Origin of the sequence: Aureimonas sp. OT7, from assembly GCF_014844055.1 — a bacterium.
Taxonomy (GTDB): Bacteria; Pseudomonadota; Alphaproteobacteria; order Rhizobiales; family Rhizobiaceae; genus Aureimonas; species Aureimonas altamirensis_A.
The window spans coordinates 1,908,757-1,921,688 of sequence record NZ_CP062167.1; the positions used below are offsets into that span (position 1 = coordinate 1,908,757).

A 12,932-nucleotide genomic window follows, 5' to 3' on the forward strand; every position below is an offset into this window, starting at 1 on the left:
ATAACCGCGGCTTAGTAGCTGTGGGCAAGTTTTGTTGAATGATCGTTCAACGCCTGCTATCCTTGCCGGCAGCAAGGAGTTGTCATGAGCAGAGCATTGAACGCAGCGCGCTCCGGCGTCGAGGAAGAGCGCCGTCGCCAGTTGATCGAGGCCACGGTCGACGCGCTTGCGGCGGTAGGGTTTGCCGCTGCAAGCCTGTCGGAGATCGCGGGCCGGGCAGGTTTTGCCCCCAGCCTTGTCTCTCACTATTTCGGCGACAAGGACGGCCTGCTCGAGGCGACGTTGCGCCATCTGGCCAACCGCGTGTCCGATGCCGTTCTCATCCGCCTGCGCGATGCCGGCTCCCCACGGGAGCGTATCCAGGCGGTCATCGACGCCAATCTTGCGCCGGAAGAGTTCGACCAGCGTACCGGCAGCGTGTGGCTGGCCTTCTGGGGCCAGGTCCTGCATTCGGCCAAGCTGCGCCGGGTGCAGCGCATCTATCAGCAGCGGATGCTGTCCAATCTCCGGCATGATTTGCGCCAGCTCGTGTCGGGCGAGGATGCCGAGCGCGTGGCGCTGTCCATCGCGGCGGTCATCGACGGCCTGTGGCTACGCTCCACCCTGTCGCAGACGGTGGAGACCGATAGCGAGGCGGCGCGCCGCATGGCCAGCGACTTCGTCGACCGCGAGATCGCGGCGGCGCGTCCGGCGGCTCCGCAGCCGGAACTGGCACGGCCGCATATCGGCGAAAGCCTGCCGCTGGTATCCAGCCATATCGCAGGGCGCTCCGTGCGCGCCACGCGCGGGCGCAGCTTCGCGAACGTCAATCCGGCAACCGGCGAGGCCATCGCCGAGGTGGCCATCGCCGGCGCGGACGAGGTGGATGCCGCCGTATCCGCCGCCCGCAAGGGCCAGGCGGTCTGGGGCGCCATGACGGGGGCGGAGCGTGGCCGCGTGCTCAACCGCGCCGTTGCCCTGCTGCGCGAGCGCAATGACGAACTGGCCGAGCTGGAGACACTGGATACCGGCAAGCCGGTGCAGGAAACGCGCGCCGTGGACATTGCCTCCGGCGCGGACTGCCTGGAGTATTTCGCCGGGCTGGCCGCCGGCCTCGCGGGCGAGCATGTCGATCTTGGGCCCACGGCCTTTGGCTACACGCGGCGCGAGCCTCTGGGTATCGTGGCCGGTATCGGCGCGTGGAACTATCCGATGCAGATCGCCTGCTGGAAGGCGGCGCCGGCGCTGGCGGCCGGCAACGCGATGATCTTCAAACCGGCAGAGCTGACGCCGACGACGGCGGTGCGTCTTGCCGAGATCCTGACCGAGGCCGGCCTGCCGCACGGCGTCTTCAACGTGCTGCAGGGTGACGGCTCGACCGGGCGTCTTTTGACGCGCCATCCCGATATCGCCAAGATTTCGCTGACCGGCGAGGTCGGCACCGGCAAGAAGGTCATGGCCGATGCAGCCGCGACGTTGAAGCAGGTCACGCTGGAACTCGGCGGCAAATCGCCGCTCGTCATCTTCGACGATGCCAGCCTGGACGATGCGGTATCGGCGGCCATGCTGGCCAACTTCTATTCCGCCGGGGAGGTCTGTTCCAACGGAACGCGAGTCTTCGTGCAGGAGGGGGTGCACGCCGAATTCCTGAAGCGCCTGAAAGAGCGGACGGAGCGGCTGGTGGTCGGCGATCCGCTGGACCCGGCCACGCAGATCGGCGCGCTGATCTCGCACCAGCACATGCAGAAGGTCTTGTCCTACATCGATATCGGCCGGCGCGAGGGCGCCCGTGCGATTGCCGGCGGCAGCCGCGTAACGGAGGGTGCGCTGGCCGCGGGGGCCTTCGTTGCGCCCACCGTCTTCGACGCATGCCGCGACGACATGCGCATCGTGCAGGACGAGATTTTCGGACCGGTCATGGCGGTGCTACCGTTCCGCGAGGAGGACGAGGTCGTCGCGCGCGCCAACGACACGGATTACGGGCTGGCGGCAGGCGTATTCTCGCGCGACATCTCGCGCGCCCACCGTGTCATCGCGCGGCTCGATGCCGGCACGACCTGGATCAACCATTACAATATCACGCCCATCGAACTGCCCTTCGGCGGCGTCAAGCGCTCCGGCCTCGGCCGGGAAAACGGGCGCGCTGCGCTGGATGCGCATACCCGCGTGAAGAGCGTCTACGTCAATCTCGGTTCGGTCGAGTCACCTTATTGAGGTCTTCCCCATGGCTGTCGAACATTTCGATTACGTCATCATCGGCGCGGGCTCGGCGGGCTCGGTGCTGGCGGCGCGGCTGAGCGAGGATCCGTCCACGCGCGTTCTGCTGCTGGAGTTCGGCGGTTCGGACCGCTCGGTGCTGATCCAGATGCCGAGCGCCCTGTCCATCCCGATGAACATGGACAAGTACAATTGGGGCTACGAAAGCGAACCGGAGCCCGGCCTTGGCGGGCGGCGGATGAACCTGCCGCGCGGCAAGGTGCTGGGCGGCTCTTCCTCCATCAACGGCATGGTCTATGTGCGCGGCGCCCCACAGGATTTCGACCGCTGGCAGGCCGAGGGCGCGGACGGCTGGTCCTATGCCGACGTCCTGCCCTATTTCCGCCGGGCGGAAGCGCGGGAGGACGGCGGCGACACCTATCGCGGCGGCGAGGGAGCGTTGCATACCAGCTATGGCCGCATGACCAACCCGCTTTACACCGCTTTCGTGGAGGCGGGGCGGCAGGCCGGCTATCCGGTGACGGACGATTACAATGGCGCGCGCTTCGAGGGGTTCGGGCGCATGGATATGACGGTCCATAATGGCCGCCGCTGGTCCACCGCCAACGCTTATCTGAAGCCGGCGATGTCGCGCGCCAACCTGAAGGTCGAAACGCACGCCTTTGTCGAGCGTATCCTCTTCGAAGGGCGGCGCGCGGTGGGGGTCTCGTGGCGGCGCGACGGCACCAGCCATGTGGCGAAAGCCGACCGGGAGGTGATCCTGTCGGCCGGTTCGATCAACTCACCCAAGCTGTTGAAACTGTCGGGCGTTGGCCCGGCGGCCGAGCTTGCCAGCCACGGCATCGAGGTTGTGGCCGACAGGCCGGGTGTCGGCGAAAACCTGCAGGATCACCTGGAATTCTACTTCCAGATCGCCTCGAAGGAGCCGATCACGCTCTATTCGGCGCAGGGGCTGGTTGCCAAGGGGCGTATCGGCGCGCAGTGGCTGCTGATGAAGAACGGTCTGGGCGCGACCAACCATTTCGAAAGCTGCGGTTTCATCCGCTCGCGGCCGGGGATCGATTATCCCGACATCCAGTTTCACTTCCTGCCGCTGGCCGTCACCTATGACGGCAAGGGCCTGGCGTCCGAGCACGGGTTCCAGGCGCATGTCGGGCCGATGCGCTCCAAATCGCGCGGGGCCGTGCGGCTGGCCTCGGCCGACCCTGCCGCCAAGCCATCGGTCCGGTTCAACTACATGAGCCACCCGGACGACTGGGTGGAGATGCGCGCCTGTGTGCGGCTGACACGGGAAATCTTCGCGCAGGCGGCCTTCGACCCCTATCGCGGCCGCGAGATATCGCCCGGCGCGCATGTGCAGAGCGACGCCGAGATCGATGCTTTCGTGCGCGAGCATGTCGAAAGCGCCTATCATCCGTCTTGCAGCAACCGCATGGGCCGCGCCGACGACCCGATGGCGGTGGTGGACGAAACGACACGGGCGATCGGCCTGGACGGGCTGCGCATCGTTGACTCGTCCATCATGCCGTCGATCACGACCGGCAATCTGAACGCACCGACGATCATGCTGGCCGAAAAGGCCGCCGACCATATCCGCGGTGTTCCCATGCTGCCACGGATGGAAGTGGACTACGAGCGGGCCGAAAACTGGCAGACTGCGCAGAGGTAGTCGCGAGAAAAAGTTGCGTCCGCAACGAACGGGCGATGACGACCCGCGCTTCGGCATGTTAATCCACATCCAACAGATGTGGATGTTATATGATATATTATATTTTAATTGCGCCGAACGGGTGTCTTGGTATGGTATTCGGCGCGATGGTTGCGGGCTTGGCCAGCGTGATCGTTGCGGCAATGGCCCGCTTTGGCTTCAAGACGGTACGCTACGCTGCGATCATGCCGGTAATCATGGGCGCAACGGTCGTCGGCAGCGGCCACATCGGCGGATTTCTGCAATGGCAGCTGCTGACGCCTGAAATTGCCGGCCAGTTCCTGAAGGATCAGAGCCCGGAATTCATCGATCTGCTGGAGACGGAGTTTCCTCAGGATTACGCGTCGATGATGCAGCAGATGACCGAGCTGATAGCATCCGGCGCGACCATCGACGAGCTTATGCAGCAGTCGGCATCCGTAACGCAGCAGATGCGGCACAAATATGCTCCGATGGTCAGGCTGGCCAGCGATGCGGACCAGGCCGCCCTTCTCGATACGCAAATCCGCACATACCAGGCCGTGTTGGGCGCCGACCCGGACAAATGCTCGGCCTTCGCAACCGCGGGGCCATCGGCGCTTGCCGCATGGGTGCAGAAGGGGCCGATCATGGATAGTTTTAACGATCAAGCGCTTTCGCTCTTCCGTGCCATCGCAGGTGCGAAGCGCGTGCCGACCCATCGTCGCGATCCGACCGACGACGATTTCAGGCAAATCATCGCCCTGATGCTTGCGCGCGGCGCGACCGCAGCCCAGCTTGGCGCCCTGACAAGTCCGCAACCGGATTCACCGGATTTGTGTCCGGCGATGATCATGATGATGAAGACGATGAACGAGGACGACAGCGAAGGCGTCAAGGCCGTACGCGCGCAATTTCTGGCGGATGTCGCAGCCGACTGAATGTCGCGAGGGGTTGTCTACCGTCAGCACGGGGAACGGAATTCGCAGGTGAACATTAGGGGAACAACAAAGGAGTTTCCCGATGTCTGCCAACGACAATCCCAAGGTCGAGCCCGGCCCGAATTCCAACCTTGAAAAAGACCCGTCCGACTGGACGACCGGCGACGATCCGATGACGGACGCCCAGGCGTCCTATCTCAAGACGCTGTCCGAGCAGGCGCATGCGCCGGATCAATTCGATGCCGACATCAACAAGGCCGAGGCATCCAAGCGCATCGACGCGCTTCGCCAACAGCTCAAGCTGGACTCCTGATCTCAGGACGGATCCACCAAGGAACGTCATCCTCCATTGACAGTTGTTGTCACTCAACGAGGAGTTCTTTCATGGCATTCATAGAGGCAAAAGCGGCACGAACCTGCATGTGAAGGACATGGGGCAGGGCCGGCCCGTGGTTTTGATCCACGGCTGGCCGTTGACGGGCGACATGTTTGAATACCAGTCGCTTGCCCTGCTGGAAGCGGGTTTTCGGGTGATCACCTATGATCGCCGCGGCTTCGGCCAATCCGGCCACCCGTCCACGGGCTACGACTACAATACGTTTGCGGACGACCTGGCGGCGGTTCTGGAGGGTCTGGACCTCAACGACGTATCGTTGGTCGGCTTTTCCATGGGCGGCGGCGAGATTGCACGATATCTCAGCCGCCGTGGCGCATCGAGGGTCGGCAAGGTGGTGTTGATCGCCTCGGTGGCAGGTTATCTCCTGAAGGACGACACCAACCCCGATGGCGTCGATGCCAGCGTCTTCGAAGACATGAAAAGCCAGATCCGCAAGGACAGGTTCGCCTTCCTGCAAAGCTTCGCCAAGCAGTTCTACGGCGTCGGGCTGGTCAGCCGGCCGGTCAGCCAGGGCATTCTGGACTGGTCCTTCGTGCTGGGTGTCATGGCAAGCCCGAAGGCGACGATCGATTGCGTCGACGCGTTCAGCCGGACGGATTTCCGCCCCGACTTCGCCTCCTTCACGGTGCCGACACTGGTGATCCACGGAACGGGAGACGACACGGTGCCGATCGACCTGACGGGCCGGGCTGCGGCCGGCGCGATTTCGGGCGCGCGGCTCATCGAATATGACGGCGAGCCGCATGGCCTGTTCGCCACGGTTCCGGACCGCCTGAACGCCGATCTGATCGAGTTTCTACGCTAGGGGCGCGCGCCCCCTCAAGGCGGCGGCAGTGCGCCGATGCGCCGAAGATGGCTCAGGATAGCGCGTGCGGCGGTTTCCGGATCGGGGTCCACTAACAGGTCTCCGCCGCCGCCGGCGGCGGACGCTGTCGCCGCCTTGAGCCGGTCGGCCGCACTGCCGCCGCTGACCGCGCCGCGCATGATGCGGGCGCGGGGCCGGTGCGGCCGCATCCCCAGATCGTCTTCGACTTCGGTCGGAACAGGTGAGGCAGCCACCGTTTCGATACGCCCGCGCCGGGCCTGCCCGAAGGCATAGGGCAGGGCGGCCGGCGCCGAAGGGTGCACCGTCACGACCATCGGAAACCTTTGATGGACGCGCCGCCGCATTCCCTTCGGCAATGCCTGTTCCACCGTTAACGCCCCGTCGCCTGCCTGGGAAAGGCGCACGGCATCCGAAAGGATCGGCCAGCCCAGCGCCTTGGCCAGAAGATAGGGCAGAAGGCCCGTGTCGCCGCTGCCCGTGGCGCGGTTGCCCGCCAGCACGAGATCGGGTCCGATGCGTAAAATCATGTCTGCAAGAACGGGCAGGACGTCCGCCTGCGCCGGCACCATCAGATGCCGGATTGTACTTAAGCCATGGCCAAGCGCCGGCCGCACGGCATCGGCGTGCGGGCCGGCATGAAGCCCGGTCGTTTCCGCACCCAGATCGGACGCAAGTCGTATGGCGCAAAGCTCTGCCATCGGTGGAGCGGGGTTGCCGGTGGTTGGGCTATGCCCGGCGGATAGCAGCACCAGTGCCTTCATGACTGCCGCTCCGCTTCCAGCAGGCGCTTCAGCGCCTCCATTACCGGCTGGGCATCGGCAACGATGGCAAGTCCGGCCCGCTCGATCATGGCTGCGTGCAGGTCGGTATTGACCGCCACGACATGCTCGCAACCGGCGATGCCCTGGAGATGCTGGGGTGCGCCGGCGATACCGAGCGCCAGGTAGCAATCCGCCGCCAGCACGGTGCCGGAGGCGCCCACTTGCGCCGCGCGTGGCATGAGGCCGGCATCGCAGACGACGCGGCTCGCGCCCGGCGTCGCCCCCAGCAAGGCGGCAACCTCTCGGAACAGGTCGAAATCATGGATTCCGTTGCCGGCCGAAACCACGAAGCCGGCCTCGCCCAACGGCAGCGAGCCCGCTTGCGGACGGATCACCTCTGCCATCCGCTTTCCCCCCGGAAGATCGCCGATGACCATCGACCGCGCCTCGCGGCGGTCGGCGCCATGCGGCAGGATCATCTCTGGCGCGATCGTCATGACCGGCGTGGCTTCGGCCACCTGGTCGAGGCCCCGGCCGGGCAGGGCGCGGACGACGCCGCGCGCCGATATCTGCTCGACGCCCGCAAACAGCGCCTGCCCCCGCTCCACGGCGATGCGGCGGGCAAGGTCCCCGCCATCGCCGGTTTCCGCCGCCAGCACATGACGGGGCCGGAGGGCCTCGATGAGGGCGAGCGCAAGCTGCGCCCTGTCTTCCGGATGGGCTGCTTTTGGCAGCGCGATCACCCTGTCCGCGCCCGCACTTCCAGCGTCAGCGGGCGGCCCTTCCGCCGCCAGGACGACGCCGCCCCCGGTGCCGGCCAGTTGCCGCGCCGCGCCGAGCACCTGCCGGTCGACGGGCGACAGCCGTCCATCCCCGGGATCGGCGAAAACGAGAACCCAGAATGCGGGGTCTTCGACGCTCACCACGCGATCGGTGCCGGGGCTGGTGGCCTGCGTTGGCGCCATGCCGGTCACCGGGCCTGCGCGCTGGCCACGATCCAGCCGCAACCGTGGGCCGGCCGCAACCATCTGGGCAATTATCCCGGCCCTCGGGTCCACCCGTCGTCGCGGGGCCGCTTCGCCGCCACGCCGGTCGTAGCGCGGCCGCGCCGTACCCGGCACCAGCAGCCGCGCAAGCTCCAATCTCGGATCTTTCCGCTGCCGGGTCATGCGGGCACCGGCATGCGGTTTTCGGCGCGCTCCGCTGCGCGCAGCACCAGCTCCGCTATGTCGAGGACATCGGGCCGGTCGCCGACGACGCCTTCCAGCATGGCCGTGCATTGCGGGCAGGCCACGGCCACCACCGCCGCGCCCGTACCGCGCGCCTGCTCCATGCGGATATCGGGGATGCGGCGGTCTCCCTCCACATCCGCCAGCGGCGCACCGCCGCCGCCGCCGCAGCACATGGAGCGGCGTCCGTGCCGGCCCATTTCCTTCAGTTCGATACCAAGGCGGGAAAGCAGCCGGCGCGGCGCTTCCACCTCCCCGTTGTAGCGGCCGAGATAGCACGGGTCGTGGTAGGTGACGGCCTGCCCCAACAGGTCGGACAGGGACAGGGCGCCACTTTCGGCCAGCGCGTCCAGGAAGGCGGTGTGGTGGATGACCTCGTAATGTCCGCCGAAGGCGGGGTATTCGTTGCGAAGCACGTGCAACGCATGGGGATCGGCGGTCAGGATGCGGCCGAACCGATAGCGCGACAGCGTTTCGACGTTCAGAAGCGCCAGTCGCTGGAACGTCGCCTCGTCACCCAGCCGACGCGCCGTATCGCCGCAGTCGCGCTCTTCCGTGCCGAGCACGGCGAAATCGACGCCGGCGCGGTGCATCAGCCGCACCAGCGCGCGCAGGGTGCGCTGGTAGCGCAGGTCGTAGGCGCCTTCGCCAAGCCACAGCAGGATATGGGCCTCTTTCTTTTCGGCCATGAGAGGCAATGCCAGCCCCCCGGCAAAGTCGCCGCGCGCCGAAAGCGGCCGGCCGCCGATTTCGTCGGCGGTGCGCAGGCGAGCCAGAGTTTCCTCCGCCTTGGGCGGCACGGCGCCGAGTTCCAACGTCTGGAAGCGCCGCAGACCCACGATGGCGTCGACATGCTCGATCATCATCGGGCATTCCTCCACGCAGGCGCGGCATGTCGTGCAGGACCACAGCGTATCCGGATGGACCAGGCCCTCCGCACCGACGATGGGCGCGTGCATGCCGCTGATGCCGGCCACGGGGCGCGCATTGGGGTAGGGGCTGCCGGCATAGGCAGGGTCGCCGCCCGGGGTCGATGCGGCGGCCAGGTCCTGAATGAAGCGCTTCGGATTCAGCGGCTGGCCCGCCGCGAAGGCCGGGCAGGCCGTTTCGCACCGGCCGCACTGTATGCAGGCATCGAAGGACAGGAGCCGGTTCCACGCCATATCGGCCGGCGTTTCGATGCCGAGCCTGTCATCGGCCAGATCCAGCACCGGAAGGGCGGTGGATAATCCGCCGTCGAAACGCCCCGGCCTTGGATGGGCGGCAAGGTGCAGCGCACCGGCAACGGCATGCCGCATCGGGCCGGCGCCCGTCTGGTAGGCAAGGCCGAGCCCGCCGGCCAGCGCCAGCGCAAAACCGAATAGGTTGACTGCCGGGGACAGCGGCAGCGCCGCCATCGTCCCACCCGCCGCATAGGCCAGCAACAGAACAGGCAAAAGCTGGAACGCCCCTTTGGACAGGCGCTTCGGTGTGGGCGGACGACGCCGCAGGCCCACCATCACCGCGCCCGCCAGCATGGCGGCGAAGACGAGGGCGGTCAGCCAGCTAAACTCCGGCAGCGCACCCAGCGGCGTCGCAAGGCCGACAAGGGCGAGGGCGGAGCCGGCCAGCAACCCACCCGCCACCAATGCGTGCATCCGCGCGGTGAACGGGTCGCGGGCAACCACGGCATGGACGTCGTGCAGGTAGCGGCGCGGCATCGCCGCAAGGCCGGAAGCCCACGCCACCCCGGCCGGAGCCCCCCGACGCCAGATGGCGATGCGCGGCGCCAGCCGCAGCGCGGCGACGATGAGCATGGCGATGACGGCGATGCCGAGGGCGGAGGTCATTCGGTGCGCCCCCGGTCCATGGTCAGATATCCTTGCAGAGGCGCAGCGCGTCGTAGATGGCGGCGTGGATGTTGCGGCCGGCTACGGCATCGCCGATGCGATAGAGCGCGAACCCTTCGCCGTCACCCGGTTGCGCCCGGCCGGCCACCAGCGCCTCCTGGTCGGTCTGGCCGTGGTTGCGGGATTTTGCCTTCAGGCCGAAATAGAGCTGGTCCACCGGCAGGCTGCCATAGTCGACCACGACGCGGTCCACGACCCGCTCTTCTTCCGCATCGGTATAGGTGTTGCGCAGTGCCGCAACCAAACGGTTGCCCTCGGGATAGATCTCGATCAGCTCCATGTTGGGCGACATCACCACGCCGAGCTTGTAAAGCTCGCGGAGATGGATCGGCTGGTTGGTCGTGCCGATTTCCTCTCCCACCATCCGGTCATGCGTGGCGATCTCCACCAGGCAGCCGCGCTTTGCCAGATGCTCGGCGGTCGAGGACGCGTTGTGCTGGCCCTGCTCGTCGTAGACGAGGACGGAGCCGGTCGGCTCAACGGCCCCGGTGAGCACATCCCAGGTGGACACGGCGAAACTGTCGGCGCCCTTGGCATGGCCCAGATTGGGCCTGCCGCCGGTAGCCACGATGACGATGTCGGGCTTTTCCGCAAGGACCGCTTCCTCGGTCGCTTCCTGCCCGATCCGCATATCGACGCCCAGCTTCACCACCTGGGCATTCAGCCATCGCGAAATGCCGGACAGGGCCTCCCGCCACGTGGCCTTGGCGGCAATGGAAATCTGCCCTCCGGTGGCGGCCTGCTTCTCGAACAGGACGACGGAGTGGCCGCGCAGCGCCAGAACACGGGCGGCCTCCAGCCCGGCCGGGCCGCCGCCGATCACCACGGCCTTCTTGCGCGTCGTGCCGGGGGCCACGTCATGCGGCATCGTCGCCTCGCGCCCGGTGGCGGCGTTCTGGATGCAGAGGGCATCGCCACCGACATAGATTCGGTCGATGCAGTAGCCGGCCCCGACGCATTGCCGGATATCGTCGGCACGGCCCTCCTGCAGCTTGCGGATCAAATGCGGGTCGGCGATATGGGCGCGCGTCATTGCCACCATGTCGACATGGCCCTCGGCGACGGCACGGGCCGCGCTGGCAAGATCGGTCACGCGCTGGGCGTGGAACACCGGTATGTCCACCTCGCGCTTGATGGCGCTCGGCAGGTACAGGAAGGGTGCGACCGGAAAGCTCATGTTCGGCAGGGATACGGCGTGGGCGATATGGTCGCGTGCCTGCCCGCCGATGATGTTGAGAAAATCCACCAGGCCGCGCCGCGCATAGTCCGTGGCGATCGCCATCAGGGCGTCCTGCGACAGGCCGTCGCCAACCATTTCGTCGCCGGACATGCGGATGCCGATGACGAAGTCGTCGCCGGCCGCCATGCGCATCGCTTCCAGGACCTCGATGCCGAAGCGCATCCGGTTTTCCAGGCTGCCGCCATAGGCGTCGGTGCGCTGGTTCGAGGAGGGGCTCCAGAACTGGTCCACCAGATGCCCATGCGCCGCCGAAATCTCGCAGCCGTCCAGCCCGCCCTCGCGGCAGCGACGCGCCGCCTCTGCAAAGGCCCGCACCACACGGTCGATATCCTCCTGCTCCATTTCCTTCGGAACGGAGCGCGACGCCGGTTCGCGGCGGATGGATGGCGCGATGGTGGGCATCCAGTTGTCCGTATCGGACTTTGTCCGCCGTCCCATATGGGTCAGCTGGATCATCAGCCTGGCGCCGTGCCGGTGGATGCGGTCGGAAAATTCCCGGAAGAACGGGATGACGGCGTCGTCCGCCACCGAAACCTGCGCCCAGGGCGTTGCCGGACTATCGATGGCAACCGAGGACGAGCCGCCGAACATCGTAAGGCCGATGCCGCCCTTGGCCTTTTCCTCGTGGTAGAGCTGGTAACGCTCCTGCGGCTTGCCGTCCTTGCCGTAGCCGGGCGCATGGCTGGTGGACATGACGCGGTTGCGGATGGTGAGGCCCTTGATCGTCAGCGGCTTCAGGAGCGCGTCGGCATTGGCGATCATGACAGGACATCCTCGGTTGGGCGCGCCGCCCCGTGGGCCGGGCGCGCCCGCTTGTCGGGCTGCGGGGGCAGGGCCCGTTCGCTGCGCGGCGCGTGGCCGAAGCGCCGCCGGTAGGCCGCCGAGAAATGGGCGGGCGAAACGAAACCGCAGGCAATGCCGACCGCCGTGACGCTCATGTCGGACTGACGCAGGAGATCGCGCGCATGGGACAGGCGAAGCGACAGGTAGTATTCTGCCGGGCCGACGCCGGTATGCTGGCGGAACAGGCGCTCCAGCTGGCGCGAAGACAGGTTGACGCGCGCGGCGATGGCCGTGACGGCCAGCGGCGCATCCATCGTGCGCCGCATCAGCATGGCGGCGTAGTCGAGGGCAGGGTGGGCAGGGCCGTGGCGCGCAACCGGGGGCTGCTGGCTTTCGCCTTCGCCGCGCAGCCTCTCCAGGATGAACTGTTCCGCCAGCCGCTGCTTGACGCCGCGTCCCAGCCGCGCCTCCACCAGCGCCGCCATCATGTCCATGGGGGCGGTGCCGCCGGTGCAGGTGAAGCGGTCCCCGTCGATGACGAAGATATCCTCCACGAACTCGACATCGGCGAATTCCTCGCGGATGGCCGACAGGTTCTCCCAATGGATGGCGCAACGATATCCGTCCATCACGCCGGCTTCCGCCAGGGCGAAGCTACCAGTGCACAAGGCGCCCAGCGGCTGGCCGCGACGCGCCATGCGGCGCAGCTCCTCCAGCGTCCGGCGGTCGACCGACGAGCGGATATCCACGCCGCCGCAGACGAAGAGGATGTCCGGGCGGAACGGTCCGGATAGCGCGCCGGTGCGCGCCAGCGACAGGCCGTTGGACGCTTCCACCGGCTCGCCGGACAGGCTCAGGACCTGCCAGCGATAGATGTCGCCGCCGGCCACGTAATTGGCGATACGGCAGGCCTCGATGGCCGAACTGGCGGCGATCATCGAATAGTTCGGCAATGTCAGGAAGCCGAAGCTCGTCAGGGATGCGATGTCGGGCGGGGCTCCCAT

10 protein-coding genes are annotated in these 12,932 nt (G+C 66.8%); 5 read left to right on the forward strand and 5 right to left on the reverse strand.

The window, feature by feature from the left end; genetic code table 11:
- Positions 1–84 precede the first annotated feature (84 nt).
- The 5 genes from betB to IGS74_RS09245 all read left to right on the forward strand — a co-directional run bounded on the left by betB (position 85) and on the right by IGS74_RS09245 (position 6,005).
- Entirely contained in the window at positions 85–2,193 is a 2,109-nt protein-coding gene (gene betB / locus IGS74_RS09225; protein WP_192391158.1) for a betaine-aldehyde dehydrogenase, read from the forward strand.
- Positions 2,194–2,203: 10 nt separating this feature from the next.
- Entirely contained in the window at positions 2,204–3,865 is a 1,662-nt protein-coding gene (gene betA / locus IGS74_RS09230; protein WP_192391159.1) for a choline dehydrogenase, read from the forward strand.
- Positions 3,866–4,023: 158 nt separating this feature from the next.
- Positions 4,024–4,803, forward strand: coding sequence for a hypothetical protein (locus IGS74_RS09235; protein WP_192391160.1), 780 nt, complete (start codon positions 4,024–4,026; stop codon positions 4,801–4,803).
- Positions 4,804–4,885: 82 nt separating this feature from the next.
- The gene (locus IGS74_RS09240) at positions 4,886–5,116 is read left to right on the forward strand and encodes a DUF3072 domain-containing protein (protein WP_039189602.1); all 231 of its coding nucleotides are present in this window, start codon (positions 4,886–4,888) and stop codon (positions 5,114–5,116) included.
- 118 nt (positions 5,117–5,234) lie between these two features.
- Positions 5,235–6,005 (forward strand): alpha/beta hydrolase, encoded by a 771-nt coding sequence (locus IGS74_RS09245; protein WP_192391661.1) that lies wholly within the window; start codon positions 5,235–5,237, stop codon positions 6,003–6,005.
- A 14-nt stretch (positions 6,006–6,019) separates the two neighbouring features.
- On the opposite strand, the gene IGS74_RS09250 is transcribed toward IGS74_RS09245, so the two are convergent.
- Genes IGS74_RS09250 through IGS74_RS09270 form a run of 5 tightly spaced genes read right to left on the reverse strand, consistent with a single transcriptional unit; the run spans position 6,020 to position 12,932 of the window.
- The gene (locus IGS74_RS09250) at positions 6,020–6,787 is read right to left on the reverse strand and encodes an electron transfer flavoprotein subunit beta (protein ID WP_192391161.1); all 768 of its coding nucleotides are present in this window, start codon (positions 6,785–6,787) and stop codon (positions 6,020–6,022) included.
- Positions 6,784–7,929 carry an electron transfer flavoprotein subunit alpha/FixB family protein gene (locus IGS74_RS09255; protein WP_348641892.1) on the reverse strand — a complete coding sequence of 382 codons (1,146 nt, stop codon included), beginning with the start codon at positions 7,927–7,929 and terminating at the stop codon, positions 6,784–6,786. Before IGS74_RS09255 ends, IGS74_RS09250 begins: the two co-directional genes overlap by 4 nt.
- A 23-nt stretch (positions 7,930–7,952) precedes the next feature.
- Positions 7,953–9,845: a DUF3483 domain-containing protein gene (locus IGS74_RS09260; protein WP_192391163.1), complete on the reverse strand. Its 1,893-nt coding sequence runs from the start codon at positions 9,843–9,845 to the stop codon at positions 7,953–7,955.
- A gap of 22 nt (positions 9,846–9,867) precedes the next feature.
- On the reverse strand, positions 9,868–11,907 hold the full coding sequence (locus tag IGS74_RS09265; protein ID WP_192391164.1) for an NADH:flavin oxidoreductase: 2,040 nt from the start codon (positions 11,905–11,907) through the stop codon (positions 9,868–9,870).
- A complete protein-coding gene (locus IGS74_RS09270) occupies positions 11,904–12,932 on the reverse strand; it encodes a GlxA family transcriptional regulator (RefSeq protein WP_192391165.1) in 1,029 nt (342 codons plus the stop codon). Before IGS74_RS09270 ends, IGS74_RS09265 begins: the two co-directional genes overlap by 4 nt.